The sequence below is a fragment of the Rhizobium sp. No.120 genome (assembly GCF_054558365.1).
This window is the reverse complement of sequence record NZ_BAAJNQ010000004.1, coordinates 37,745-64,002: the sequence shown is the minus strand read 5'-3', so window position 1 is coordinate 64,002 and position 26,258 is coordinate 37,745. Positions and strand designations below refer to the sequence as shown.

General features: G+C 59.5%; 23 protein-coding genes, 1 pseudogene and 1 riboswitch. Of the genes and pseudogenes, 15 read left to right on the top strand and 9 right to left on the bottom strand.

From position 1 onward, the window contains the following. The first annotated feature begins 19 nt into the window (after positions 1-19). Positions 20-133: riboswitch (guanidine-I (ykkC/yxkD leader) on the top strand. Between the two features lie 74 nt (positions 134-207). From ACYJRZ_RS14245 to atzF, 7 genes are read left to right on the top strand one after another with little or no spacing between them, the layout of a single operon-like run. After that, positions 208-1,281: a putative urea ABC transporter substrate-binding protein gene (locus ACYJRZ_RS14245; RefSeq protein ID WP_459459736.1), complete on the top strand. Its 1,074-nt coding sequence runs from the start codon at positions 208-210 to the stop codon at positions 1,279-1,281. A 57-nt stretch (positions 1,282-1,338) separates the two neighbouring features. Further along, complete coding sequence (locus ACYJRZ_RS14240; RefSeq protein WP_459459734.1) at positions 1,339-2,157, top strand: ABC transporter permease; 819 nt, start codon at positions 1,339-1,341, stop codon at positions 2,155-2,157. Then, on the top strand, positions 2,154-2,975 hold the full coding sequence (locus ACYJRZ_RS14235; RefSeq protein ID WP_459459732.1) for an ABC transporter ATP-binding protein: 822 nt from the start codon (positions 2,154-2,156) through the stop codon (positions 2,973-2,975). Before ACYJRZ_RS14240 ends, ACYJRZ_RS14235 begins: the two co-directional genes overlap by 4 nt. Before the next feature lie 2 nt (positions 2,976-2,977). Next, positions 2,978-3,796 carry an urea amidolyase associated protein UAAP1 gene (locus ACYJRZ_RS14230; RefSeq protein ID WP_459459730.1) on the top strand — a complete coding sequence of 273 codons (819 nt, stop codon included), beginning with the start codon at positions 2,978-2,980 and terminating at the stop codon, positions 3,794-3,796. Positions 3,797-3,812: 16 nt separating this feature from the next. After that, positions 3,813-4,463: an urea amidolyase associated protein UAAP2 gene (locus ACYJRZ_RS14225; protein ID WP_112608571.1), complete on the top strand. Its 651-nt coding sequence runs from the start codon at positions 3,813-3,815 to the stop codon at positions 4,461-4,463. A gap of 1 nt (position 4,464) precedes the next feature. After that, positions 4,465-8,001 (top strand): urea carboxylase, encoded by a 3,537-nt coding sequence (gene uca / locus ACYJRZ_RS14220; RefSeq protein ID WP_459459728.1) that lies wholly within the window; start codon positions 4,465-4,467, stop codon positions 7,999-8,001. Continuing rightward, complete coding sequence (gene atzF, locus ACYJRZ_RS14215; RefSeq protein WP_459459726.1) at positions 8,001-9,812, top strand: allophanate hydrolase; 1,812 nt, start codon at positions 8,001-8,003, stop codon at positions 9,810-9,812. Before uca ends, atzF begins: the two co-directional genes overlap by 1 nt. Before the next feature lie 235 nt (positions 9,813-10,047). Here atzF and ACYJRZ_RS14210 read toward each other — a convergent pair whose 3' ends face one another. The 4 genes from ACYJRZ_RS14210 to ACYJRZ_RS14195 all read right to left on the bottom strand — a co-directional run bounded on the left by ACYJRZ_RS14210 (position 10,048) and on the right by ACYJRZ_RS14195 (position 13,067). Beyond that, on the bottom strand, positions 10,048-10,839 hold the full coding sequence (locus ACYJRZ_RS14210; protein WP_112335937.1) for an amino acid ABC transporter ATP-binding protein: 792 nt from the start codon (positions 10,837-10,839) through the stop codon (positions 10,048-10,050). Next, a complete protein-coding gene (locus tag ACYJRZ_RS14205) occupies positions 10,836-11,504 on the bottom strand; it encodes an amino acid ABC transporter permease (protein ID WP_459459723.1) in 669 nt (222 codons plus the stop codon). Before ACYJRZ_RS14205 ends, ACYJRZ_RS14210 begins: the two co-directional genes overlap by 4 nt. Then, entirely contained in the window at positions 11,501-12,142 is a 642-nt protein-coding gene (locus ACYJRZ_RS14200; protein ID WP_459459721.1) for an amino acid ABC transporter permease, read from the bottom strand. The genes ACYJRZ_RS14205 and ACYJRZ_RS14200 overlap by 4 nt, the downstream gene beginning before the upstream one ends. 97 nt (positions 12,143-12,239) lie before the next feature. Next, a complete protein-coding gene (locus ACYJRZ_RS14195) occupies positions 12,240-13,067 on the bottom strand; it encodes a transporter substrate-binding domain-containing protein (RefSeq protein ID WP_459459719.1) in 828 nt (275 codons plus the stop codon). A 229-nt stretch (positions 13,068-13,296) separates the two neighbouring features. Between ACYJRZ_RS14195 and ACYJRZ_RS14190 the strand changes: the two genes are divergently transcribed. From ACYJRZ_RS14190 to ACYJRZ_RS14175, 4 genes are all read left to right on the top strand, one after another. Further along, positions 13,297-14,040: a UTRA domain-containing protein gene (locus ACYJRZ_RS14190; protein ID WP_459459717.1), complete on the top strand. Its 744-nt coding sequence runs from the start codon at positions 13,297-13,299 to the stop codon at positions 14,038-14,040. Further along, on the top strand, positions 14,037-14,978 hold the full coding sequence (locus ACYJRZ_RS14185; protein ID WP_459459715.1) for a LysR family transcriptional regulator: 942 nt from the start codon (positions 14,037-14,039) through the stop codon (positions 14,976-14,978). The genes ACYJRZ_RS14190 and ACYJRZ_RS14185 overlap by 4 nt, the downstream gene beginning before the upstream one ends. Before the next feature lie 111 nt (positions 14,979-15,089). After that, complete coding sequence (locus tag ACYJRZ_RS14180; RefSeq protein ID WP_459459713.1) at positions 15,090-16,430, top strand: LLM class flavin-dependent oxidoreductase; 1,341 nt, start codon at positions 15,090-15,092, stop codon at positions 16,428-16,430. Between the two features lie 11 nt (positions 16,431-16,441). Further along, on the top strand, positions 16,442-16,999 hold the full coding sequence (locus ACYJRZ_RS14175; RefSeq protein ID WP_459459711.1) for a flavin reductase family protein: 558 nt from the start codon (positions 16,442-16,444) through the stop codon (positions 16,997-16,999). 71 nt (positions 17,000-17,070) lie between these two features. Here the strand turns inward: ACYJRZ_RS14175 and ACYJRZ_RS14170 are convergent, their stop codons facing one another. After that, positions 17,071-18,234 carry an aminotransferase gene (locus tag ACYJRZ_RS14170; RefSeq protein WP_459459709.1) on the bottom strand — a complete coding sequence of 388 codons (1,164 nt, stop codon included), beginning with the start codon at positions 18,232-18,234 and terminating at the stop codon, positions 17,071-17,073. 96 nt (positions 18,235-18,330) lie between these two features. Here ACYJRZ_RS14170 and speB point away from each other — a divergent pair, with 96 nt between their 5' ends. After that, positions 18,331-19,386 (top strand): agmatinase, encoded by a 1,056-nt coding sequence (gene speB / locus ACYJRZ_RS14165; RefSeq protein WP_459459707.1) that lies wholly within the window; start codon positions 18,331-18,333, stop codon positions 19,384-19,386. A 163-nt stretch (positions 19,387-19,549) separates the two neighbouring features. On the opposite strand, the gene ACYJRZ_RS14160 is transcribed toward speB, so the two are convergent. From ACYJRZ_RS14160 to ACYJRZ_RS14150, 3 genes are all read right to left on the bottom strand, one after another. After that, a complete protein-coding gene (locus ACYJRZ_RS14160) occupies positions 19,550-20,050 on the bottom strand; it encodes a GFA family protein (protein WP_459459705.1) in 501 nt (166 codons plus the stop codon). A gap of 132 nt (positions 20,051-20,182) precedes the next feature. Then, positions 20,183-20,557, bottom strand: coding sequence for a VOC family protein (locus ACYJRZ_RS14155; RefSeq protein WP_459459703.1), 375 nt, complete (start codon positions 20,555-20,557; stop codon positions 20,183-20,185). 222 nt (positions 20,558-20,779) lie between these two features. Then, the gene (locus ACYJRZ_RS14150) at positions 20,780-21,691 is read right to left on the bottom strand and encodes a LysR family transcriptional regulator (protein ID WP_459459701.1); all 912 of its coding nucleotides are present in this window, start codon (positions 21,689-21,691) and stop codon (positions 20,780-20,782) included. Positions 21,692-21,847: 156 nt separating this feature from the next. Between ACYJRZ_RS14150 and ACYJRZ_RS14145 the strand changes: the two genes are divergently transcribed. Together ACYJRZ_RS14145 and ACYJRZ_RS14140 are read left to right on the top strand one after the other, a co-directional pair. After that, a complete protein-coding gene (locus ACYJRZ_RS14145; RefSeq protein ID WP_459459699.1) occupies positions 21,848-22,696 on the top strand; it encodes an alpha/beta fold hydrolase in 849 nt (282 codons plus the stop codon). Positions 22,697-22,909: 213 nt separating this feature from the next. Next, positions 22,910-23,185: pseudogene (locus ACYJRZ_RS14140) on the top strand (acyltransferase family protein); the annotation flags it as partial. On the opposite strand, the gene ACYJRZ_RS14135 reads toward ACYJRZ_RS14140, so the two are convergent. Continuing rightward, positions 23,160-24,557 carry an ABC transporter substrate-binding protein gene (locus ACYJRZ_RS14135; RefSeq protein WP_459459697.1) on the bottom strand — a complete coding sequence of 466 codons (1,398 nt, stop codon included), beginning with the start codon at positions 24,555-24,557 and terminating at the stop codon, positions 23,160-23,162. The pseudogene ACYJRZ_RS14140 and the gene ACYJRZ_RS14135 overlap by 26 nt on opposite strands. A 286-nt stretch (positions 24,558-24,843) precedes the next feature. On the opposite strand from ACYJRZ_RS14135, the gene ACYJRZ_RS14130 reads away from it, so the two are divergent. After that, positions 24,844-26,163, top strand: a complete 1,320-nt coding sequence (locus ACYJRZ_RS14130; RefSeq protein WP_459459695.1) for an NtaA/DmoA family FMN-dependent monooxygenase — start codon at positions 24,844-24,846, stop codon at positions 26,161-26,163. Positions 26,164-26,258: the final 95 nt, after the last annotated feature.

Sequence of the window (26,258 nt, the reverse complement as noted above, 5' to 3'; positions counted from 1 at the left end):
CACTTGCTTTGTATTTGCCTGAGTTGGTGGCTAGGGTTCCGGCGCTTCAAATGGAGCGTGGCTGGTCCGAGAGCCACCACCGGCTGGGGGAGAAATCCCACCGGATGCACGGCGGGATAAAAGCCCGGGAGACCTCGTAAGCCAAGGGATTGGCGGCGCGATGGTCTTTGCCAATCCCTTTTTGAAAAAAGCAAAAGGGGAATTTCAATGCAGACTTTTTCGAGAATTCTTTCCGTTACAGCCCTGTCCATATCGCTGGCCCTCGGGCTCGGTTCCGTCGCCAGTGCTGCGCCGAAGACCAGCTTCAAGGTCGCCTGGTCGATCTATGTCGGCTGGATGCCTTGGGGCTATGCGAGCGACCACGGCATCGTCAAGAAATGGGCGGATAAATACGGCATCAATATCGAGGTCACGCAGTTCAACGACTATGTCGAGTCGATGAACCAATATACGGCCGGCGCCTTCGATGCCGTAACGCTCACCAACATGGATGGTCTCTCTATCCCTGCGGCCGGCGGCGTCGATACGACGGCTGTCATCGTCGGCGACTTTTCGAACGGCAATGACGCCGTCATCCTCAAGGACAAGACGAACCTCGCCGACATCAAGGGCCAGAACATCAACCTCGTCCAATATTCCGTCTCGCATTATCTGCTGGCGCGCGCGCTTGACAGCATCAAACTCAGCGAACGCGACGTGAAGGTGGTCAACACCTCGGACGCCGATATGGTTGCGGCCTATAAGACGCCTGACGTCTCGGCCGTGGTGACCTGGAACCCCCTGGTTTCCACCATTCTTGAGGACCCGACCGCAAAGAAGGTTTTCGATAGTTCGCAGGTGCCGGGCGAAATCGTCGATCTGATGGTCGCCAACAGCAATGTGCTGAAGGACAATCCGAATTTCGGCAAGGCACTCGCCGGTATCTGGTATGAAACCGCCGCGCTGCTGAAGGCCGACACGCCGGACGGCAAGGCTGCCCGCGAGGCCATGGGCAAAGCATCGGGCACTGACCTCAAGGGCTTCGAAGCGCAACTCGCTGCGACCCGCCTTTTCGACAAGCCTGCCGATGCGCTCACCTTCACCACCTCGCCGAACCTGCCGAAGACCATGGATCTCGTGCGCAACTTCCTCTTCCAGAAGGGGCTTCTCGGCAATGGCGCGCCTTCCGCCGATGTCATCGGCATCGAAATGCCCGACGGCAAGGTCCTCGGCGACGGCAACAACGTCAAGCTTCGCTTCACCGAAGCCTACATGAAGTCGGCTGCCGACGGTCTGCTCTGAGCTTCCTTGAACGGCGGCGCGGCAGCGCCGCCAGCCTTTCATTTCTTGGAGCCATTCATGCGTTGGATCAATACCAAGCCAAGTCCCGGCGCGCAGCTTGCCTTGACGCTCTTGCCCTTTGCGCTGCTGATCATTGCCTATGCGATCGGTTCCGCCGCAAGGCTTGCCGAAAACGCCAATGACAAGCTGCTTCCGAATTTCGCCGGCTTTGCCGACGCCATCAACCGCATGGCCTTCATCGCCGATCCGCGCACGGGAGATTACCTCTTGTGGTCCGATACGGGAGCGAGCCTCGTCCGGTTGATCTCTGGTCTCGGCATCTCCACTGCGATCGCGCTTTGCCTGGGCATGCTGATCGGCATGCTCCCTTATCTAAGGGCGCTTCTGTCGCCCTTCGTTGCCGTCATTTCCATGGTACCGCCGCTGGCGCTGCTGCCGATCCTGTTCATCGTCATGGGCCTTGGAGAAACGTCGAAGATCGCCCTCATCGTCATCGGCGTTGCACCGACGATGGTGCGGGACTTGGCCCTGAAGGCGCTGGAACTGCCGCGTGAACAGATCGTCAAGGCAGAAACGCTTGGCGGCTCTTCCTGGCAGATCGCCCTTCGCGTCGTGCTGCCGCAGATCCTGCCACGGCTGATCACCTGCCTCCGGCTGCAGCTCGGCCCGGCCTGGCTGTTCCTGATCGCCGCCGAGGCAATCTCGTCCGATTCCGGGCTCGGCTACCGCATCTTCCTCGTCCGCCGCTATCTCTCGATGGACGTGATCTTTCCCTATGTCGTCTGGATCACCCTGCTCGCCGTGGTCATGAACTACCTGCTCGATCGCATACGCATCGCCGTATTCCCCTGGTCCGAACTGGAGAAGCAGGCATGAGCGAGCTCAGAATAGAAAAGGTCTGGAAAGAATATGGCGACCAGATCGTGCTTGAGGATGTCTCGCTGACGGTTGCCTCGCGTGCCTTCGTCGCGCTCGTCGGGCCCTCCGGCTGCGGCAAGTCCACCTTCCTGCGCATGCTTTTGGGGCAAGAGCAGCCGACACGCGGGACGATCCTGCTCGACGGGACAGCCCTGCCCTCGGAACCTGGCGCCGACCGCGGCGTGGTCTTTCAGCGCTATTCGGTCTTTCCGCATCTGACCGCGCTGGGCAACGTGCTGCTCGGCAAGGAGCTTGCCGCCTCGCGCTACAAGGCAAGGCTTTTCGGCTCGGCGCGTCGCGATGCCACCGAGGAGGCACGTCAGCTTCTTGCCGAAGTCGGCCTTGCCGGCGCCGAGGACAAATATCCGGCCCAGCTTTCCGGCGGCATGCAGCAACGCCTGGCGCTTGCGCAAGCGCTCATCATGCGACCGAAAGTGCTGCTGCTCGACGAACCCTTCGGTGCGCTCGATCCAGGCATCCGCGCCGAAATCCATACATTGATGAAACGCCTCTGGCACGAGACGCAAATGACCGTTGTCATGGTGACCCATGACATGCGCGAAGCTTTCACGCTTGCGACCCGCGTCGTCGCCTTCGAACGCCGCCGCGACAGGCCAGAAGAGAAGGAGCGCTACGGCGCCACTATTACTAAGGACATTTCCATCTGGCCGCCGCGCATTGCCGGCGCAGCTTCGATCTTAGGCCCCGACCGGGACGGCCCGGTCTCTTCCCTGGGGCACCGCCGGGACGGCCTGGCACCATCGGGAGATATTTAGCCATGCAGCACGTCAGACGTTCTCCGGAAGAAATCGCCGCCAATCGCGCGCGGTACGAAGACCATCAACGCAAGGGGCTGGAATTCGCACCCAAGGCATTGCCGGCGGCAAGTCCGCTCCCCGCCCCGCCGTTCGACCCTTCCCTTATCCTGCACCGGGAGATCCTGCCCGGCGGCTGGTACTGGTCGACACGCATCAGGGCGGGTGAGACGCTGCGCATCGCGCAGGAGCAGGGCTTTTCCGCCGTGTCACTGATCGCCTGGAATGCGGCGGATCCGAGCGAACGGCTGAACCTCGTCGATACGGTCAAGGTGCAATGGACGACGGCGCTGTCGAAGGGCCGCGTGATCTTCTCCGACATGGGCCGCGTCATGTTCTCGGTGACGGAGGATTCTTCCGGCGCCCATGATTGCCTGATAGGAGGCTCCACCGCCGCCTCCAATGAGACAAAATATGGTCAAGGCCAGCGCAACAGCCGCGATAATTTCATATTGCTCGCGACGAAAGCAGGCTTGGATCGGCGCGATATTCCGGCAGCTTTTACGCTTTTCGCGCCCGTCCGAGTCGATGCGGACGGCAAGTTCGCCTGGAAGCCGGACCTTCTGCATGGTGGCGACTATGTTCATCTTCGCGCCGAGATGGACATGATCGTCGGCTTTTCCAATTGCCCGCACCCGCTCGATCCAGACCCGCATTACGCGCCGAAACCGGTGACCGTGACCCGCATCGCCGTACAGCCGATCGCCGAAGACGATCTGTGCCGTACGGCTACCGCCGAAGCCGTACGCGGCTTTGAAAACAATGCCTTCGCCAATCTTTGAGCCGGGAGAGACGATCATGAGCGATTTCATTCAGACCGCGCCTTCCCGCACGCTCGACAAGGCGGTGCAGGATCATTTCATCGCCGCAGAAGCGCCGTTTTCGACCATCGTGCGCAAGGGCCAGACGCTGCGCATCGAAGACAGCTACGGCCAGCAGGCAATCGACACGCTGTTCTACAATGCCGAGGATTATTCAGAGCGCTATTCCAACCAGGACACGATGCGCGAGCAGGGCGCCGCCTACATCACTACAGGCACCCGGATCATCTCCAACGAAGGGCGCGTCATGCTGACGATGACCGCCGACAGCTGCGGCCGTCATGACACCTCGGCGGGCGCCTGCTCCTGTGAGAGCAACACGGTCCGCTTTGGCCACGGCACGAAATATCTTCACGCCTGCCGCGACAATTTCGTGCTGGAAGTCTCCAAGCATGGCATGGGCAAGCGCGACGTCGTGCCCAACATCAATTTCTTCATGAACGTGCCGATCGAACCGTCGGGTGAAATGACGATCGTCGACGGCATCTCCGCGCCTGGCGACTATGTCGAGCTCAAGGCCGAGATGGACGTGCTTCTCGTCATTTCCAATTGCCCGCAGATCAACAATCCCTGCAACGGCTTCGACCCGACGCCGATCCGAGTCCTCGTATGGGACGGTGAGGCCTGAGATGTTCAAGAAAATACTGATCGCCAATCGCGGCGAGATCGCCGTCCGGATCATCGGGACATTGCGGCGCTTGGGCATTGCCTCCGTCGCCGTCTATTCCGATGCGGACCGCTTCTCCAAAGCGTCCCTGATGGCCGACGAAGCCGTCGGGCTCGGCCCGGCGCCCGCTTTGGAAAGCTATCTCAATGTCGATGCCGTTATAGCCGCCTGCAAGGCAACCGGTGCCGAGGCCGTGCATCCGGGCTACGGGTTCCTGTCGGAGAATATCGGCTTCGCCGAACGACTGGCAAAGGAAGGCATCGTCTTCATCGGACCGACGCCGGACAATATCGCCGCCTTCGGGCTCAAACACACGGCGCGCGAACTGGCGCGTGCGAGCGGAGTTCCGCTGCTTCCGGGGAGCGACCTCGTCGAAACGAGTGAAGCGGCACTCGCGGCCGCGGCGGAAATCGGCTATCCGGTCATGCTGAAATCGACGGCCGGCGGGGGCGGCATCGGCATGCAGCTTTGCGACGATGCCGCAAGTCTGAAGGCTGCCTTCGACAGTGTGCAACGTACGGCAAAAGCAAGCTTCGGCGATGCCCGCGTCTATCTGGAGCGCTTTGTCGCGCGGGCGCGGCATGTCGAGGTCCAGATCTTCGGCGACGGCAAGGGCCGCGTGATCGCGCTTGGCGAACGCGACTGTTCATTGCAGCGCCGGAACCAGAAGGTGATTGAGGAGACGCCAGCGCCCGGTCTTGCGGCTTCCGTGCGCGAACGCCTGCATGGCGCGGCGGTCGCGCTCGGCACTTCCGCCCACTATCAGTCCGCCGGCACGGTTGAATTCATCTACGATCCCGCGCGCGAGGAATTCTACTTCCTCGAGGTCAATACCAGGCTTCAGGTCGAGCATCCGGTCACCGAGGCCGTCTATGGCATCGATCTCGTCGAGTGGATGATCCGCCAGGCGGCCGGCGAAGAAGTGATAACAGGCAATGATCGTCTTGTGCCGAAGGGTGCCGCGATCGAGGCGCGCATCTATGCGGAGATGCCGCATGCCGGCTTCCGCCCCAGTGCCGGCCTTTTGACCGAAGTTATCTTCCCGGAAGGCACGCGCGTCGACGGCTGGATCGAGACCGGCACGGAAGTAACACCCTATTACGACCCCATGCTCGCCAAGGTGATCGTGGCAGCCGAAGACCGGCCGGCCGCGATCGAGAAGCTGAAGCTTGCGCTTGCGCAAAGCTCTATCTCCGGCATCGAAACCAATCTCGACTATCTGAAGGCCATCGCAGGATCCGATCTGCTCGCCAGTGGCAATGTTGCGACGACGGCGCTCAAGGATTTTCCCTTCGTGCCCGATGTGATCGAGGTGGTGGCGCCCGGCGCGCAGTCGAGCATCCAAGAGCTTCCCGGCAGGCTGGGGCTCTGGCATGTCGGCGTGCCGCCGAGCGGGCCGATGGACGAGCGCTCGTTCCGCCATGCGAATAGGCTTGTCGGCAATGCCGACGAGACCGCGGCCCTGGAACTGACGGTCTCAGGACCGGTGCTCAAGATCTTCTCCGACGTGACGATCGCGCTTGCAGGCGCTCGCATGCCGATGACCCTTGACAGCGTCCCGCTACCGCATGATGAAGCCGTCATCGTCAAGGCGGGGCAGACGCTTGCCATCGGCGCCATAGAAGGCCCGGGCCAGCGTGCCTATATCGCCGTTTCGGGCGGCTTTGCCGCGCCACTCATGCTCGGCTCAAGGGCAACCTTCGGCCTCGGCCGCTTCGGGGGCCATGCCACCGGCACGCTTCAGACAGGCCATGTGTTGCGGCTGGCACGCACACCTCAGCCTCAGGCCAAGCCGGCGGACGTGCCCGCCACCCTCACCCGCACTTGGGAGGTCGGTGTCGTCTACGGACCGCACGGCGCGCCGGATTTCTTTCTGGACGAAGACATCGAAACGCTGTTTTCGACCGAATACGAGGTGCATTTCAACAGTGCCCGCACCGGCGTCCGTCTGATCGGCCCTACGCCCAAATGGGCGCGCAGCGACGGCGGCGAGGCCGGCCTCCACCCCTCCAATCTTCACGACAACGCCTATGCGGTCGGCGCGATCGATTTCACCGGCGATATGCCGATCATTCTCGGCCCGGATGGGCCGAGCCTCGGCGGCTTCGTCTGCCCGGCTGTCATCGCGCGCGACGAGCAATGGAAGATGGGCCAGTTCAAGCCCGGCGACAAAATCCGCTTTCACGCGGTGGCGCGCAGTGAAGACGCCATCGCCGGCCCGACAGTTCGCCGCACGCCTGAGGAAACCGGATCGGCAATCGTCGGCCAGAACCGGGACGGCCCGGTGCCTGTCGTCTATCGCCGGCAAGGCGATGACAACCTGCTCATTGAATACGGACCGATGACGCTCGATATAGCGCTTCGCCTGCGCGTGCATCTGCTGATGCAGGCAATCGTCGAGGCCCGCCTGCCTGGGATCATCGACCTGACGCCAGGCATCCGTTCGCTGCAGATCCATTATGACGGGACGACGCTGACGCGCAATCGTCTGCTGGGTCTGCTTACGGAGATCGAGGCAAAACTGCCGCCGGCGCAGGAAGTAAAAGTCCCAAGCCGCATCGTGCATCTGCCACTCTCCTGGAATGATCCGCAGGCTGAACTTGCCATGCGCAAATATCAGGAGCTCGTGCGCCCGAATGCGCCATGGTGCCCTTCCAATATCGAGTTCATCCGCCGCATCAACGGCCTGCCCGATGAGCAGGCGGTGCGCGACATCGTCTTTGATGCCAGCTATCTCGTGCTCGGCCTTGGCGATGTCTATCTCGGGGCGCCGGTTGCAACACCGGTCGATCCGCGACATCGGCTGGTAACGACGAAATACAATCCGGCGCGCACCTGGACTCCGGAAAACGCCGTCGGCATCGGCGGTGCCTATATGTGCATCTACGGCATGGAGGGACCGGGCGGCTACCAGCTCTTCGGCCGCACGATCCAGGTCTGGAACAGCTGGCGGCAGACGCCGGCCTTCGCCAAGGGCAAGCCGTGGCTTCTCAATTTTTTCGATCAGATCCGTTTCTTTCCCGTCACGCATGAGGAGCTCAACGAAGCGCGTGCGGCCTTCCCGCACGGCGGTTATACGATCAAGATCGAGGAGACGGAATTCTCCTACGCTGCCTATGAGGCTGGCCTCGCACCTGAGGTCGCTGCAATCAGCGCCTTCAAGTCCAGTCAGCAGGCTGCCTTCGAGGCGGAACGGCAACGCTGGAAGGAGCTGGGGCTCGACAGCTTTTCCGTTGACGAAGGGGCAGGCCCTGCCCTTGCCGGCGATATACCGGAAGGTTGCTTCGGCATCGAAAGCGCGGTGCCCGGCAATGTCTGGAAGATACTTGTCGAGGAAGGCCAGCCGGTTGCAGCCGGCGATACTTTGGCCATCATCGAGTCGATGAAAATGGAAATCAATGTCACCGCCCATGCCGCGGGACGCGTCCGCAACCTGCGCGCAGCACCTGGGCGCAACGTCAAGGCCGGCGACGTGCTTGTCATTCTGGAGGAAATCTGATGCCGCCTACTATCCTCGACCTAACCTCATTGAAAGAGGCTTATGGAGCAGGTCTATCGCCCCTCGATCTCGTGGACGAGATCGTTGCGAGATGCAAGGCATCCGACGATCCGGCAATATTCATCACGTTGGCATCTCCTGAGGCTTTGCGAAAGGCAGTCCGGGATTTGCTGGCGAAGGCACCCGAGCCCAACAGCCTGCCGCTCTGGGGCATCCCCTTCGCGGTTAAGGACAATATCGATGTTGCGGGTCTGCCGACGACGGCCGCCTGCCCCGCCTTTGCCTATCATCCTGAGGAGGATGCTGCCGCGGTTGCGCGTTTGAAGGCTGCCGGCGCCATCGTCATCGGCAAGAGCAATCTCGACCAGTTCGCAACCGGCCTCAACGGCACGCGCTCGCCCCATGGTGCGCCCCGCTCGGTTTTCGATCGCGCCTATGTTTCCGGCGGCTCCAGTTCGGGCTCCGCGGTTGCGGTGGCGGCGGGTCTTGCCAGCTTCTCACTCGGTACCGATACGGCAGGGTCCGGCCGGGTGCCGGCTGCTTTCAACAATCTCGTCGGCATCAAGCCGACGCCAGGTCTCGTTCCCAATGTCGGCGTGGTGCCGGCCTGCCGCAGTGTCGACGTCGTCACGGTGTTCGCCGCGACCGTTGGGGACGGCATCGCCGTCCGGCGGATCATGGAAGGCTATGACGCACGGGATCCGTTCTCACGGGAAGCGACTCCAGCGACCCTGCCATCGGTGCGCCCACGCGTCGGTGTGCTCGTAGGCGCCGAACGTGAGTTCTACGGCAATAGCCAAGTCGAGGCCCTCTACGATGCCGCCATCGACAGGGCGAAATCGCTCGGCGTGGAGATCGTGCCTTTCGACTACACCCCTTTCCGACAGGCTGCCGAACTGCTCTACAACGGCCCCTGGGTTGCGGAGCGCCTCGCGGCGGTAAAGGACTTCCTTGCAAGCAATGCCGACGATTTCGATCCGACAGTCAGAACGATCATCGAAGGGGCGAAAGGGTATGACGCGGTTGCGGCCTTCGAAGGCAGGTACAGGCTGGAGGCTTTGCGGCAAAAGACGAAGGTAGAGTGGGAGAAGGTCGATTTCCTGATGCTGCCGACATCGCCCACGACCTATACCGTCGAGGAAATGCAGGCCGATCCGATTGTCAGGAACAGCCATTTCGGCCGTTATACCAATTTCGCCAATCTGCTTGATTGCGCGGCAATTGCCATACCCGCAGGCTTCGATACCGACGGCCATCTGCCTGCCGGTGTGATGCTCGTCGGGCCTGCCTTTACCGACGATGCGTTGGCGCCTTTCGCTGATGCCATGCATCGAGCAGCGAAAAGCGGCATGGGCAAGGACCGCACGGTGGCATTGCCGGACAAAAGCCATGTGACACCTGAAGCCGCTGATATGGTTCCGATCGTCGTTGTCGGCGCCCATCTGACTGGTATGCCGCTCAATCATGAGCTCACCGGAAAAGGCGGCTACAGGATGACGACGGGACGGACGGATGGCAGCTATCGGCTTTTCGCCCTTTCCGGAACAGTGCCACCCAAGCCGGGATTAATGCGCGACCCGAGCTTTGCCGGCAACGGTATCGAAATCGAGATATGGGCGTTACCGCCTGCTGCATTCGCCCACTTCGTCCAGAATATCCCTGCGCCGCTGGGGATCGGAAAGATCCTGCTTGAGGATGGCAGCCATGTTTCCGGATTCCTCTGCGAGAGCCATGCCGTAGCTGGCGCTAGAGACATCACCGAATTTGGCGGCTGGCGAAATTTCATTCGCGCCGCGAATACCACGGCGTGAGGGAGATACGTGATGAGAAAGATCCTCCTACGGGTATCGCAGATCATTCTTCATGGCCTGACCGCAAGAACCCAGGCAATTGGCAGCCATGAGCTGCCTCGCTCGCAGCAAAGCAGCCTCGGAGACCAGTAAAATACTTTGTACTGGGCGGATTCACCGATGCCGAAGGGATAACGCCGACGAATGAGTGTCGTCATACAAGATGATTGCACTCACTCCGGTCAGCACATCGACATCAGAGCAACATCGACGCACCACGGTCGAGATAGGTATCGAGGAATTGCTCGAGGCGAGGATTTCTCGGCTTCTTGAAGACCTCCTGAGGCGGCCCGCTGAACAGCACCTTACCATGATCGAGAAAGATGATCTGCTGGCCGACGGTCGCGGCGAAACCTATTTCGTGCGAAACGACCACCATCGTCATGCCCTCGGCGGCCAAGTCGCGCATGACGTTCAAGACCTCGCCGGTCAGTTCCGGATCGAGCGAAGAGGTCGGCTCATCGAACAGCATGATCTTCGGCTTCAAAGCGAGGGCGCGGGCGATCGCAACGCGTTGCTGCTGGCCACCCGAAAGCTGTGATGGATAGTGTCCTGCTCTAGCCTCGAGCCCGACCTTGACGAGTTGCACCATAGCCGCATCCTCGGCCTGCTTTCGGCTCATCTTGTGAACCGTCTTCAATGCCTCGCTGACATTGCCGAGCGCTGTCATATGTGGCCAAAGATTGAATTGCTGGAACACCATGCCGATCTGAGCGCGGATCGAGCGATTGGTCGCTGCCGAGATACGTTCGCGGCGCCCCTGAGAATCCTCGGCAAAGCCAAGGACTTCGCCGTTGATGGAGATCGTCCCGCGCGTCGCCTCTTCAAGGAAAGCCATGCAGCGCAAAAGTGTGCTCTTGCCGGAACCGGATGGACCGATGAGGCAGGAGACCTGCCCCGGCTCGATGGCAAGATCGATGCCGTGAAGGACCGTGGTCTCTCCGAATGTCTTGACGAGATTCCTGACTTCGATAGCGGGGACGCTCATGCGTTGAAAAACCTGAATCTGGAAAGTTTCGTTTCGGCAAGGTTGCCAAGCCAGCCGGTGACTTCGACGAGCACCCAGTAGAAGAGCGCCAGGGCTGAAAGCGCCTCGACGAAGGCATATTGCTGCGATCCGATCGCGCTCAGCGTCGCCGTCAATTCCGGCACCGTGATGATGGAGAGGACTGCTGTCTCCTTCATCAGGATGACGGTCATGTTCACGCAGGGCGGCAGCACCAGCATCGTCATCTCCGGCAGGAGAATGCGCTTGATGATCTGCCCGCGCGTCAAGCCGACGCATTCGCCGGCCTCGATATGGCCTTTCGGCACGGCCCGAAATCCGGAACGGAAGATTTCGCTGAAATAGGCCGCGCCATAGATCGAAATGCCGATCAGTCCTGCCGGTACGGGATCGAGCTCGAGGCCGACGAAAGGGCCGCCGTAATAGACGAGGAAGATCTGGATAAGAAATGGCGTGCCACGCAGCACCGCCACGATGGCACCCAGCACCTTGTCGATGACCACGCCGCCATATTGCCGGGCGACCGCCATCAGGAAGCCGATAACGGCTGCGGCAATGGTGCCGATAATCCAGATCATGATCGTGACGCCGGCGCCGCTGAGGATAGCAGGCCACTGGCCGATGAGGACGTTGATGTCGAAGGTCATCGCGCTACCCCCGGCAATCTGCTTTCGATCAGGCCGCCGGCAAGCGCGACCACCCAATTGATCATCAGATAGATGAGGCCGGCTGAGGCAAAGATCTGCAGTGGCAGAAAGGTGCTGCCGGCAAGATCCTGGGCCATACGGGTAAGTTCGACGATGCCGACAACGGAGACGAGCGACGATGCCTTCAAAATAAGGATCGCCTCGTTGACAAGAGCTGGGAAGGTCAGGCGCAGCGCGATCGGAACCTTAATGCGGCGGAAGATCTGGCGCGGCGTCAGGCCAACCATCTCAGCCGACTCCACCAAGCCCACCGGCACGCTGGCAAAGCCGCCGCGCAGATTCTCTGCCTGGTAGGCGGCCGTGCAGAGCGACAGGCCGATGATGGCGGCAACGATGCTCGGCACGTTGAGGCCGATAGCCGGAAGCAGATTGTAGATCAGCAGCAACTGCACCAGCAGCGGCACGCCGCGAAAAAAGCTGATGAAAAACTGGGCAGGTCGCACGAAAAGGCTACGCCCCGTCAGCAACATTCCCGAAATCAGGATCGCAATTGCAAAACCGATAAAGATCGACACAAAGCTGATCGTCACCGTGTAGATGGATGCCTGCACAAGCAATCCAAAGAGCTCGATGGACATTGTTAAGTATTCGCCCGCGTGGTGACCAGGAAGCTGGGATCTCGCTCATCAGCCGTGCCCGACAACAAAGCGGGCACGGCCGATTTCGGAGGGCTGATCAGAATGCCGGGTCCTTGACGGCGTCAGGCGTGTCGAAGCTTGCGCCGAACCACTTCTTCTGCAGCGTCGCCATGCGGCCGTCAGCCTTGATCTTCAACATGGCTGCATCGATAGCGTCCATCAGCGATGCGTGATCGGCATCCTTCAGGCCGATGAAGCCGAAATAGGACTTCTTGCCGAAGGGCGGCAGCACGACTTCGAACGTGCCTTCACGCTGTTTGGCGACGAATGCGATATTCGGCAACGAGTTGGCGACGCCGGCGATACGGCCGGCCGCGAGATCAGCGTAGGATTCGGTAAAGGCCGGATATTCGCGGATATCGGCTTTCGTCGGCAGGGTGTCAGAAAATTCCTTGAGCTGATCGAGCTGCGCCGTCGCCTTGCCGACGCCGATCTTCTTGCCGGCGATGTCTTCCGGCTTGCTGATCGTCTTGTCACCCGCCTTCTTTAGGATCGCGATGGTTGCTTCGGCCAAAGGCGGCGTGAAGCGATAGCGCTCCATGCGCTTCTTGGTGATCGTCGCCGGGCCGGCAACGACGTCGAACTTGCCGGCTTCAAGCGCCGGGAAAACGCCATCCCATGGCAGGGTGACCCATTCGATCTTCACACCCAGTTGCTTGCCGATCTCGTCGAAGAGGTCGACGTTCAAGCCGACATGTTTGCCTGCATCGATGAAATCGAATGGGGCGAACGCCGTCTCGGTGCCGACCTTCAGGGTGCCGGCGGCCTTGACAGCCGCTAGCGTGTCAGCCGCATGCGCCGAGATCGTTGCACCAAACAAAAGTGCGGCGCCCACCAGCCCCTTCAGAAGCGAATTTTTCCTCATGTTTTTCTCTCCAGTTTTTGGCCTTCCGTTGGAAGGTCCATGTTCCCCAAACCTTGTCCCGTCAAGCGGATTTCTATGATCCGCTTTTGTCTATACAAATAGATACAGACTGGCCTACACTGTCAAATGCAAAACACAATAGACGCAAGATTTGTGCCGCACGATGTCGAGATATCCGGCAGAAGCGGTTTCCACGGACACTGAATTTATTGCCGGAGCAAGGCGAGCATTGGTCCCAATTCATCAGAGAATTCTGAAGGATATAGAAAGCAGGATCATGAGCGGCATCTGGCCGCCGGGGCACCGAATACCCGTCGAGCATGAGCTACTGAAAGAGTATCGCTGCTCCCGGATGACGGTGAACAAGGCGCTTTCGACCCTGGCCGAGCGCGGCATGATCATACGCCGCCGCAAGCTCGGCTCCTTCGTCGCCTCGCGGCAGATCGACCGCACAGTCATGGATATCCAAGACATTTCCACAGAAGCGGAACTAGCGGGGCACGCACATAATCACACGATCCTGATGCGCAAAGTCGAGAGGCTCGATCCTGCCACAGCAATGCGGCTCGGCGAAACCGTAGGAGCGGAAATTCTGCGACTCCACTGCCTGCATGCGGTCGACGGCAAGGCGAATGCGCTGGAGCGACGCATCATCATGCTGGATCTGGTGCCATCAGCAAGAATCGAGAGTTTCGTCTCGGTCCCACCCGGCAAATGGTTGCTGGACATGGTGCCCTGGTCGAAGGCCCGGCATGTTATTCGTGCCGTCTCGGCCGATGCCGCGACGGCGCGCCTGCTCGAAACCGAGCGCGGCGAAGCCTGTCTGACGCTCATCCGTCAGACATGGCAGAGCAGTCGCACGGTCACCTATGTCGAGTTCATCCATCCCGGCGATCGCTTCCAGTTTGCCGGCGACTTTTATCCGAATGAGAGAGCTGTCACCGATCAACCGTCGCAGGGAGACGACCCTTGAACGAGAAGCGGATCAGCAGGGCAGTTCCGCTCAAGGCCTTGCAGGCTTTCGAAGCCGTCGGCCGTTGCGGCAGCGTGAACGCCGCAGCATTGGAACTGAAGGTTTCGCCCGGAGCGATCAGTCAGCAGATCCGCAAGATCGAGAGCTTTCTCGGTGTCACCTTGCTCGAGCGTAATGGTCGGACGGTGGAACTCACCCAATGGGGTCGGCTCTATCATCACGAAATATCGAAGGGTTTCGAACAATTCGCACTTGCCGAACAGGTCCTGGAACGAGCGCGCAACGAGAATGCCCTTGTCCTCAGCGCGCTATCTTCCGTCGTCAACAAATGGATCGGGCGCCGGATCTTCGATTGGCAGGCCCTTCATCCAAACGCACATATCCGGATCGTCGGGCGCGACAAGGAACCGCGCATGGGCTTCGACGACATCGATTTCCGCATCAGCTATGGATCGGACGTACTGCAGCATGAACACTATAGCGAGCTGTTCCGCGATTGGGTGGTTCCGGCCTGCTCCCCAGCCTTGATCAAGGGCAAGGCCCCTTCTGTGGCGCAACTTCTTCAATATCCGCTCCTGCATGTCGAATGGGAGAGGCATTTCACGCCCTATCCAAGTTGGCTTGAATTCGCCGCGAAGACGGGAGCGGCGCTCAAAGAAACCGCCGCCGGCCTCTCCTTCACCCTATCGAGCAGCGCAATTGATGCTGCCGTTAATAAGCGCGGCGTGGTTCTCGCGCAGATGTCGATGATTGCGGATGAACTCGAGGCGCAGACGCTCGTCATTCCCGTCGACATACGCATTCCCTTGCGCGAAAGCTACTTTCTCGCCTGGGATAGGGCGGCCTTGGAAAAACCACACGGACGCCAGTTCCGCGATTGGCTTATCACTATTTCCCGCCAGCAGGGTCTGGTATCGGCGCCCGCACCAACATTTTAGAAAAACTAAAACGGAACTCAGCTGCGCGATATTGATGAAATTTTGCGCCTGGCGATAATTTGCGCATTCGCCGTCAACGGAACGGCGTGATCGACATGACGGGAGAGTTCGATGGCGCGGACCGACAAGATGAAACTCGGAACTTTCGTCTATACGTTCGGCTTTCATCCGGCCTCCTGGCTGCATCCGGCAAGCGACGTCAACGGCGCCAACGACTTCGCACATCTGCTCGATGTGGCCAAACGATCCGAGGCGGCCAAATTCGATTTCATGTTCATGGCCGATTCTCCGGCAGCTGCCGCCGGCGATGCGAATGCGCTTGCCCGCATTCCCACAAAGATGAACCGCTTCGAACCTCTCTCGCTGCTCTCGGCGCTGGCGGTCACTACCAACGATCTCGGACTCGTGGCAACGGTCTCGACGAGCTACTATGAACCGTACAACGTAGCCCGTCTGTTTGCCTCGATCGACCATCTGAGCAAGGGCCGCGCCTGCTGGAATGTCGTCACGTCAGACCATGACGAAACCGGCTACAACTTCAATCGCGAGGGGCTGGATCCCCACGCGCTGCGCTATGAGCGCGGCAACGAGTTCGTCGACGTCGTCTTCGGCCTTTGGGACAGTTTCGAGGAAGGCGCACTCCTTCTCGATCGCGAATCCGGCGTCTACTATGACAAGGACAAGCACCACACGCTCAATCACAAGGGCAAGCACTTTCAGGTTCGCGGCCCCCTTAATATCGCGCGAACGCCGCAAGGCCGTCCTGTCATCGCCCAGGCGGGCGGTTCCGAACCCGGAATGGATATGGCGGCACGCACGGCCGAGATCGTCTTCAGCCTCGCATCGAACATCGAGCGGAACCGGTCCTTCTATGAGAACGTCAAAAGCCGGATGGCGGCCTATGGCCGTGATCGGGAAGACCTGAAAATCATGCCCGGCATCGTCATGAACGTCGGCGAAACCGAAGCCGAGGCGAAGGCAAAAGTCGACTATCTGATCGACAAGATGCATCCCGATGTCGGGCGGTTGATGCTCTCCGAATTCCTGGAGGCGGACCTGCGTGGGGTGGCTCTCGATGCGCCTTTTCCGATGGAGCGGCTGCCGGCGGCTCCGAAGGGGTCGCGCGCCCTGTTCGATGAGCTGGTCGATTTCGTCAAGAGCGGCCACACGGTCGGCGAACTGATCCGGCACTATGCCGAGAAACACACTGGGAATGGTATAACGGGCACGCCGACCCAAATCGCCGACTACATGGAGGAATGGTTCGAAACACGCGCCGCCGATGGCTTTATCCTGATGTTTCCGACCTTACCATCCAGCCTCGACGATTTCGTGCGGCTCGTCCTGCCGGAGCTTCGCCGCCGCGGGCTGTTCCGCGAGGAATATGAGGGCCGGACCCTTCGCGAAAACCTCGGCATTTCCACGCCGGCAAACCGCTTTGCCAAGAATTGAGGGCCGCTCCGATGATCGACGAGGCTCTGATCAGCAATGCGGAATTCAGGCTATCGATGCGTCATCTGGCCGGTGCGGTCAGCGTGATCACGATAGGCGACGGCCGAGACCGCACCGGCTTCACCGCGACATCGGTTTCCTCATTTTCGGCGGATCCGCCTTCCGTTATCGTCAGCGTCAACAGGGCCTCTTCTTCCTGGCCTGCATTGCAGCGGTACGGCTGTTTTTGCGTCAACGTGCTTGCGGCCGATCAGCAGCACGTCGCGCAATCCTTTTCAGGTATCGACGGACGCAAGGGCGTCGATCGCTACGCGGGTGCCGGGTGGTATAGCCTCAGGACAGGCGCTGCCGCACTTGAAAATGCCCTGACGGTCCTCGATTGCAAGCTCGAAACCGCATTCCATCATCACTCCCATGCCATTCTGATCGGGCATATCCATGCGATGGAAATCCGGCAAGGCATCGGACCACTGCTCTACTGGCAAGGCGGCTATCGTGACCTTCCGGCCGCTATTAATGAGCGCTGTCTAGAGCCGGATGATTTTAGGTCGAGTCGACCTAAAATCTGAATCCGCTCTAGAATCAAAGAAGTAGAGCGTGATGTCGTCCGAAAACCGCCTACACTTTTCGGCATCACGCTCTAGCGTAGCCGATCCGGCAATAACCTGATCGAAGCAATATCGACATTGGCAAAGGCAAATCTAAGGTACCGCTCCTGCCCCTCCCCGAAATATGCGCCGGGTATGCAGACGACACCGCGTTCGCTCGCAAGTTCTTCGGCAACCGCGGACGACGATCGATCCTCGAAAGGATGGCGAACGAAGGCGAAATAGGCGCCGATCGCTTTAATCTCCCAGCCCGCCAGCCCGGAAAACGCCAGTCTCAAGGCATCGGCGCGGCGCGCGATTTCCAGCCGATTGCCGGCCCGCCAATCGGCCAGGACAGGCAGAGCTGATGCGACGGCGACCTGAGCCGAACGCGGGGCGCAGATCTGCATATTGTCCATGACCTTCGCGATCTCCGCGATGAGCTTGGGTCCCGCCGTGATTGCACCCAAGCGATGACCGGGAATGCAGAAAGATTTCGAAAAGCTGTAGAGGAGAACGAGCGTATCCTCCCAGCCCGGCTCCGACAGCAGGGCGTGCGGCCGGCCGTAACCTTCGGCGAGAAAATCGCGATAGGTTTCATCAACGACCAACCAGGCGGCATATTTTCGGCACAGCCTGAAAAGCTCGTGAAGCAGCTCGGGCGGATAGACTGCTCCGGTAGGATTGTTGGGCGTAACGACGGCAAGCATCTTCGCGCCGGCTGCAAGTGCCGCTTCGGCAGAGCCGAGATCGGGAAGAAAGCCGGTTGCAGGATCGCAGTCGACCAGCAACCGCCCGATCCCTAGCATCGACAGCGTCGTGTCGTGATTGAAATAGAAAGGATTGGTGAGCGCTACGGTATCGCCTGTGCCTGCAAGCGCAATCGCCGTGCACATGAACGCCTGATTACAGCCGGCCGTGATATGGATATTGCCGGCAGAGATGTCGGCGCCGTAGAGTTCCGCGACATGCGCGGCATAGGCGTGCCGCAACAAAGGCTCGCCCTCGATCGGCCCGTATCCCGTCATCGCCTGTTGTACAGCCGTCTCGCCGAGAAGGCGCAGCATTTCAGGATGTGCGGGATAGCCCGGCACGGCCTGGGACAGATCGATGAGTGGTCCCTTCAATCCCTTGTATTCGCGACCCCAGGCAACGACGGAAGGAATGGGTGGAGGGGAGAGGCGGGCAACGAGCGAATTGGATTTTGCAGCGGTCATATCGATTTCTCTTTGATACCGATTGCTACAACGATACCAATTACTTTCTCAACCTCTTTGTTGAGTGATACGGATCTCAAGTGGAGACGCATGCGCATGGTGTGGGACAAGATGCGGCTCGAAGAGCTGCGCGCGGAATTTGCAGATAGCAAAGGCGGCGAGATATTCGATGAGAAGTTTCGCAAAGTCGCGGAGAAGATCATCTCCAAGAGCGGCACGAGACTGGCACCATATGCCGGTGTGCCGACTTTCCTCAGCGCGCCCTACATGCAGGTCGCAGCCGACGAGCCCGATTTCGGCAATCTCCAGGTCGCCATAACGGGAATTCCGATGGATCTCGGCGTCACCAATCGCCCCGGCTCCCGCTTCGGGCCGCGTGCCCTTCGCGCCATTGAGAGGATCGGCCCTTACAACCACGTTCTGGGAACGGCGCCGATCTTCGATCTTCGCGTCGCCGACATTGGCGACGTGCCGTTTCAAAGCCGCTACCGGTTGGAGCTCAGTCACGATGACATCGAAAAGCGGATCGGCCAGATTGTCGATGCCGGTGTCGTGCCCCTCTCGGTCGGGGGTGACCACTCCATCACGCATCCGATCTTGAAGGCTGTCGGCCGGAAGGAACCGGTGGGCCTCATCCATATCGATGCGCACTGCGACACCAGCGGTGCCTTCGATCAGACGAAGTTTCATCACGGCGGACCGTTTCGCAACGCCGTGCTGGATGGCGTGCTCGATCCCACAAGGACGATCCAGATCGGTATCCGTGGTTCGGCGGAATATTTGTGGGAATTCTCGTATAAGTCGGGAATGACGGCAATCCATGCGGAAGACCTAAGCACGATGGGAATTGCTGCTATCGTCGCCAAAGCCAAATCCGTCGTCGGTGATGGCCCGACCTATCTCTCCTTCGACATCGATAGCCTCGATCCCAGTTTTGCCCCCGGCACGGGTACACCGGAAGTCGGCGGATTAACTACACGTGAGGTCCTTGAGCTAATACGCGGGCTGAAAGGCATCAATCTGGTCGGTGGCGACGTCGTCGAGGTTGCTCCCCAATATGACGCGACGACCAACACGGCCCATGCTGGAGCTCAAGTGCTCTTCGAGATCCTGAGCCTCATGGTGTTCAGTCCGTCGATCGGTAAACGCTGAGCATTGTGTCAGCGAAAAGGGGCAATTTCGCTGCATAGGCTAGGCCTTCATGGCGATGCGGAACAGGCAATAGTGTATCGCAGGCTTCCGCATGCCGATATGGCACCATGTTTCCTGCCTGTCCCTAACGGCAGAAAGTAATGGGCAGCCGTCTGAATAGAGCTCAGTCGTCGGGCTCCCTTACCGCCCATGAGGTGGTGTCGTGGTCGGGGTGCTGATTGTTGCTCGTCTTGATCGCCGCAGCCCAATCGGCGCCGTTATTTTCGGTCGCACCGGTATTTTCTATACTCGTGATCGTATTGAACCATCTAACCATGTTCTCGGTGCAGGTATTGGCATGCGGCGGGAAGGCGTGCGGATCGTCCAGCGAACCGATCATCAGGTTGGTGCGGCCGTTTTCGAGGTGATGGAAGAACAATGGCGTACCGCAATTGGCACAGAAGCCACGCTCGACAAGCTCGGAACTCTTCCAGACGCTCGGCTTGCCGCGCGTCCAGGTGAGCGCATCATCGGGCGCGGCGACGAGCGCGGCAAAGATATTGCCGGAGGCTTTCTGGCACATACGACAGTGGCAGAGATGCGAATTATCAAGCATGGCGCTTGCGTGATAGCGCACGGCACCACACTGGCAGCCGCCGCTCACCTTCATCTCAATGCGTTTCATGCTTCCTCCCTTCAAAGACCGGCTTGACCTCTTTTAGGGTCGCGTCGTTTGATCGTCCAGCAGTGCTCGAATATGCCGCCAAGAGAAACGACATTCCCACAGCTGTCCACCACGCACCGATTGACGCCTATTTCATCTTGTCGGCTGAGTCCGAGCGGTCAGTTTATTTCCGTCAGGATCGCGAAGATAGGCGACGAATGACCCGTTTGGACGCTCCGTAGGCGGGCTCTCGATCGCCATGCCGCCATGCGCGGTACCGGCGGCATGCCACGCAAGAACATGGTCGGGGCTTGCGGCGGCTATACCGATAGTCCCGCCGTTAGCCGCGGTCGCGGGCTTGCCATCGATCGGTTTCGTGATCATCAGTCGACCACCCTCGTGGATATAGACCAGCCTTCCTCGATCATCCATCTCGCCGGGATTGCCTCCCAATGCAGCGAACGTGGCGTCGTAGAAGCTTCTGGCTCGTTCCAAATCGTTGCTGCCGATCATGACGTGAGTGAACATGTTTCATCTCCGGTAAAATACCCAATGGATCCCATTCAATGCTGCCCTAGCCTTGCAATAGGCCGGCCGTAAATCTTTCGATTGAAGACCCTTCCTGCTCATTCTGCCCATGTCGGCGATGAAGTCGAGGCCCATTATCACTGGCGTATTTCGGCCGCTGATCATGGCGAAGGGATAATTTGCAGTCGATGGAATTGGAACCCGCGGTCCTAGGCGGCACCACTAGGCGGAAAGCGCTTTATCCGCAAATCGGGGATGCGTTTGGATGTAATCCCAAAGCCGATTGGCGACGGGTCCGTGCGGTCGGTCGCGGCGGCGTGCTGCCACAAGGTCTATATCCATGCCCGGGAAATGCTGTCCCGCAATGGAGATTAACCGCCCGTCACGCAACTCCTCCTCGATCATGAAACGGGGCAAATGCCCCCAGGCCATGCCGCGAAGGACGATCTCTTTCTTCATCGCGTGATCGGCAACCGTGCATTGCGGCGCACCCTCGACCAGGTAGAAACTGGGCTTTGCAATACCGCGCGCCGTGTCTCGGATGATGCATTGGGTCAACCCACGCATTTGTTCGGGAGTGATCAATCGCGAGGGTGCGAATGGCAGGAAGGCCGGAGCAACCACCGGCACGAAGGAACTCGTGCCAAGCTCGATCCATTCGAGGCGCGGATCGGATTTGTCGATCCAATGGAGGATCAGGTCGGCTTCGTCTTCGAAAAGCCGCTCGGATGGACCGCCGATCGTCTCGAAATGCAAATCGAGCCGCGTGTTCGGACAGCCGGTGAAGAAGCCGCTGAGCAATTGCAGGCCATCGTGCAATGGGTAGGTGTCGCCAAGGATCACGCGAAGATGCGTCTCCTCTCCCATTGTGAGCTGATGGGCATGTACCTTCAGCTCTTCCATTTCGCCGAGCAGGGCCTGCGCCTTGCGATGAAAGGAGCGACCGGCTTCTGTGAGACCGACGCGATAGCCGCTGCGATCGAGGAGGGCGACACCGAGATTGGCCTCGAGCTTGGCGATCGCCGCAAACACGGCCGTATGCGATCGATTCAACGCGGAGGCTGCGGCTTGAAAGCCGCCCTCGCGGACCACCGCGTCGAAGCTTTGGATTTCCTGAAGTGTGAATGGCTGCATTGTAGATTTTATTTACAATGTCTTTCCAATCTTTTCAATTTTTTCCGAAGAAAGGGCGAATTAGCGTCCAACCGTTCTCGACCCGCGCCCCCACTTTCCGGAACCAGAGTCCGCGGCAATGCGGCAGGCGCCAACCGCAAGAGAAGGACCATATCGATGACGATTCATTCCGCAGAACTCGCCACGCTCAATCCCGAAGAGCCGGCCGCCTTGTCATTCTTCACCACCGGCGATGGCGTTCGGATCGCCTACAGGATCGATGGGCGGGACGACCGCCCGGCACTTATCCTTGCCAATTCCATCGCGACAACCCTGCATATGTGGGACCTCCAGATTCCCGAATTCGCCGAGCACTTTCGGGTCATCCGCTATGATTACCGCGGTCATGGCGGTTCGGACGTGCCAGCCGGCGCTTACTCGGACGGGCGGCTCGGCCGCGACGTGCTGGAATTGATGGACTGGCTCGGGATCGAGAGAGCGCATTTTCTCGGCCTGTCACTGGGCGGCTGGGTGGGCCAATGGCTTGCCATCCACGCACCGGAACGGATCGACCGCCTGATCCTCAGCAATACCTCTTCCTACCTCGGCCCGGCGGAAAACTTCGACAGGTCGATCGCGGCAACGCTTGCCGCGCCGGACATGAGGGACGCCGCCGAGACCTTCCTCGGCAACTGGTTTCCGAAGGCGATGATCGCGGCGAACGGGCCAGTCGTTCGCCGGTTCCGGGAGATGTTACTGGGCATATCGCGCCAGGGCCTTGCCGGCCTGTTTGCCGCCGTACGCGACGCCGACATGCGCCGCACCAGCGCCCTCATCCAGAGCCCGACGCTCGTGATCGCCGGCGAGTTCGACACCGTAACATCGCATGCCATGGGGGAAGCAATCGCCAGCACGATCCCCGGAGCGAGGCTGAAAACCTTTCCTTCCGTGCACTTCTCCAATATCGAGTTTGCGCAGGCGTTCAACGAAGAGGTTGTGGCGTTTCTCGACCAAAAATCCGTCTGAGGTTCTCACGCAGATCCAAGTCGAGCCTGGAAAGTGCCGCCTGCGGAGTCCATGCAGGCGGCATTTGTCCAAGACGAAAACTATGCTCTCGGACGTCATGCATTGACGCTCTTGGATAGCGAGCTTCTTGTTCCGACTTTCGGTTGAGTGTAAAGCGGATGAAGCTTAGGGTTGTATTTACTGCGAGGCTCGCTGAATGACTTGGACATCGCTATGACGCAGGTGCAGCATGTCACTCCCGGCGAGCGGATCGGCGTACTCGATGAGCTCAGGTTCCTGGCAGCACTTGCGGTGGCGCTCTTTCATTTCGGGTTCCGAGGCAAAACACTTGGTCTTACCGAGATGGCCCTTCCAGGCTGGATACCAGTGTTGAAATACGGATATCTCGTCGTGCAAATGTTCTTCGTGATAAGCGGTTTCGTCATCGCCTACTCAGCCGAAGGACGGACACCGGCGCAATTTGCTATTGCACGCTTTGCCGCCTTTCGTGAAGGCTATACGCTTCGTAATCTCGTTTTGCTTGCCCTATCCGTTGCGGTTGCCCTGTACCAATCTCTGGAAATGACCCAATGGAATCGGGAAAATTACGGTGTAGACTATAGCGATCCCAAGCGCGATCCGTGTAGACCGTCTTCAGGAAGTTGGCGAGATCGAGCTTGAGGATCTCGGCATCAATGCCGACCGCGGCCAGCGACTGCTTGATGAAGTCGGCATAGGAGGGCTGGAGAAAGGAATTATAGGCAAGCCGCAGCTTGAATCGCGTGCCGTTGGCACTGCGCGGATAGCCGGCATCGTCGAGCAGCTTGTTGGCAAGCTTGGGATCGGGCACGCGCGCCTTGATGCTCGGATCATACCATTTCGGCAAGGCTGTGCTGATCGGGCTCGGTGAGACCTGCGCATAACCGAATAGGGCGATGTCCACGAGCTTCTGTAGGTCGATCGCATGGGCGATCGCCAGCCGCACATCCTTCTTCTTGAGAATCTCGTTTTCATAATTGAAGAACAGCTGCTGCTGCGGCCCGGAATAGGCATAGGTCGTGGTATCGACGACGAGGTTCGCATTGGACTTCAGGCGCTCGATATCGGATAGCGGCACGGGATTCGCGCCGATATCGATTTCTCCCGTCTCCAGAGCCGCGGCCCTTGCCGCCGGATCGAGGATGACGCGCAGGACGACGCGGTCGAGATAGGGTTTCGGAGCGTCCCAATAATTCGGGTTACGGTCGAAGATCAGATGGCTGCCAGGCACCCATTCCTTGAGGATGAAGGGACCGGTGCCGATCGTCTGGGCGAGGGTTGGCTGCTCGGTCGGCTTGAAGGTCTCGTAGACATGCTTCGGCACGATCGGCGATTCCGAACTGCCGAGCGCGGAGATCAGATAGGGAGCCGGCTTGGACAGAACGATAACGGCCGTCAGCGGATCGGGCGTTTCGACCGACGTCACATTCTGAAAGGTGATGCGCCCGCGCGGATGTGCTTCCTTCAGGCGAAAGATGGTGAACTTGACATCCTCGGAGGTGAAGTCCTTGCCATCGTGCCACTTAACGCCCTTGCGAAGCGCGAAGGTGTAGCGCAGACCATCGTCGCTTGCCGACCATGACGTCGCCAGAAGTGGCTTCGGATTGAGATCGTAATCGAAATCGAGCAATCCCTCGTTAATCTTCGGTCCGATCGCCTGTCCTGTGCCAGAGGAGGTGTTGATCGCGATCAGCGCCGTCGGATCGGGGTAATAGGCCCAGTTCAGGGTGCCGCCGCTCACCGGCGTTTCCGCGGCGCTTGCCCCTGACGGAATGCCTCCCAAGGCAAGACCTGCGCCACCTAAGAGCAGCAATTGGTTGAAGTGACGGCGATTGATCGACATTTGCGCGCTCCGAAATTGGCGTTAAAGGCCAGATGACCCATCGCGAAAATGATCGTTACGAAACCGAGAGATCCAAAGTCAGTTTTTCTAGCGCGCTGCGAAAGCAATCCTTCCCGCACCCGGAAAATCGCCCATTTGCAGCACAGAATGATGCAAGCTCCCACTCGGCTTGCGATCGATAGAAACAATTTTTCCGGAGCTGCTCAATATTAGTCTATAAATACTATGGGGAATTGATTGTGCAAACTAGCGTGCATCGCCCTCACAGAACAAAAGGCGCATCCGCATGACCGCCACCAAACGTCAGCTCCATCTCAATGTCGGCATCAACACGACAGGTTATCTTGCCAATGCCTGGCGCTACCGCACCGGCGACCGCCACGACATCAACAATCCCGACTACTACCGCAGACTGACGGAGCTTGCACATAAAGGGCTGTTCGATGCCGTCTTCTTCTCCGACCACCCCGCCTTGATGACCGATCCGAACGGACGCCCCTTCCATACGATCGACCCGCTGATCCTGTGCACCGCGCTGGCGGCGCAAGTGCCTGATATCGGCTTTGTCGCCACTATGTCATCCACCTACAATTCGCCCTATAATCTTGCCAGACGCACACAGTCCGCTGATATCATTTCGGGTGGGCGCATGATCATCAACATCGTGTCCTCCTTCAATCCGAATGTCGCCGCAAATTTCGGCGCCGAACCCTTGCCGCCGCGCAGCGAACGCTATGCAAAGGCGTCCGAATTCCTCGATGTCGCCAAGCGGCTGTGGTCGAGCTGGGATCCGGCACGCGAAGGTGATATCCCCGAAAATCGCTTCTGGGACGCGGCAAGCGCGCATGCGATCGATCATTCCGGCGATTATTTTACCGTGCAAGGTCCGCTGAACGTGCCCGTCGGGCCGCAGGGACATCCAGTGATCGCTCAAGCGGGCGCTTCCGAGGGCGGCATCGATCTCGCAGCCCGCCATGGCGAGATCATCTACTGCAATATTCTCTCCCGACCGGCTGGCCAGGCTTTTGGCAGAAAGGTGAGGGATCGGGCCATCGCTTTAGGCCGCGACCCTTCCGCAATCCGGATTGTCCCTGGTCTGGTGGCCATTCTGGGAAAGAACCGCGAGGAAGCCCTGCGCAAGCATGAACTCTTTAGCGGTACCGGGTCCGAGGATGGGCTGATTTCCCGCTTCATCAAGGATAACGGCATCAATCCCGATGGTTTCGATCCGGATGCCGTTCTCGATCCGGAACGTTTTATCCCCGATCCAAACCGTATCCAGGCCGTCGGCATGGGGCTCGGTCTATCGGACCTTCTGTCCCACGAGCAACTCACCACACGCCAGGCGGTACGGCGTTCCGAAGGCCACCATCGCCTGGTACTCGGCACACCGGAAGAGGTTGCCGACGCCATCATAGATCTCTGGGCCGATGGGACAGTGGATGGCTACACGTTGCAGCCGCCACGCGCACCCGACGATATCGAGGAATTCGTCACCAACGTCATTCCTATCCTGCAGGACCGTGGTGTCTACAGAACAGCTTACGAGGAAAAAACGATGCGCGAACGCTACGGCCTGCCCTATCCATTCAATAGGCTTGGATAACTTGATCACCCTTGAACAGGGAGCTTTGGAATATCGCGATTGGATAGCGGGTCGGGTCTCACAGTCGGTGCTCTTGATGGGATAAGAACCGTCGG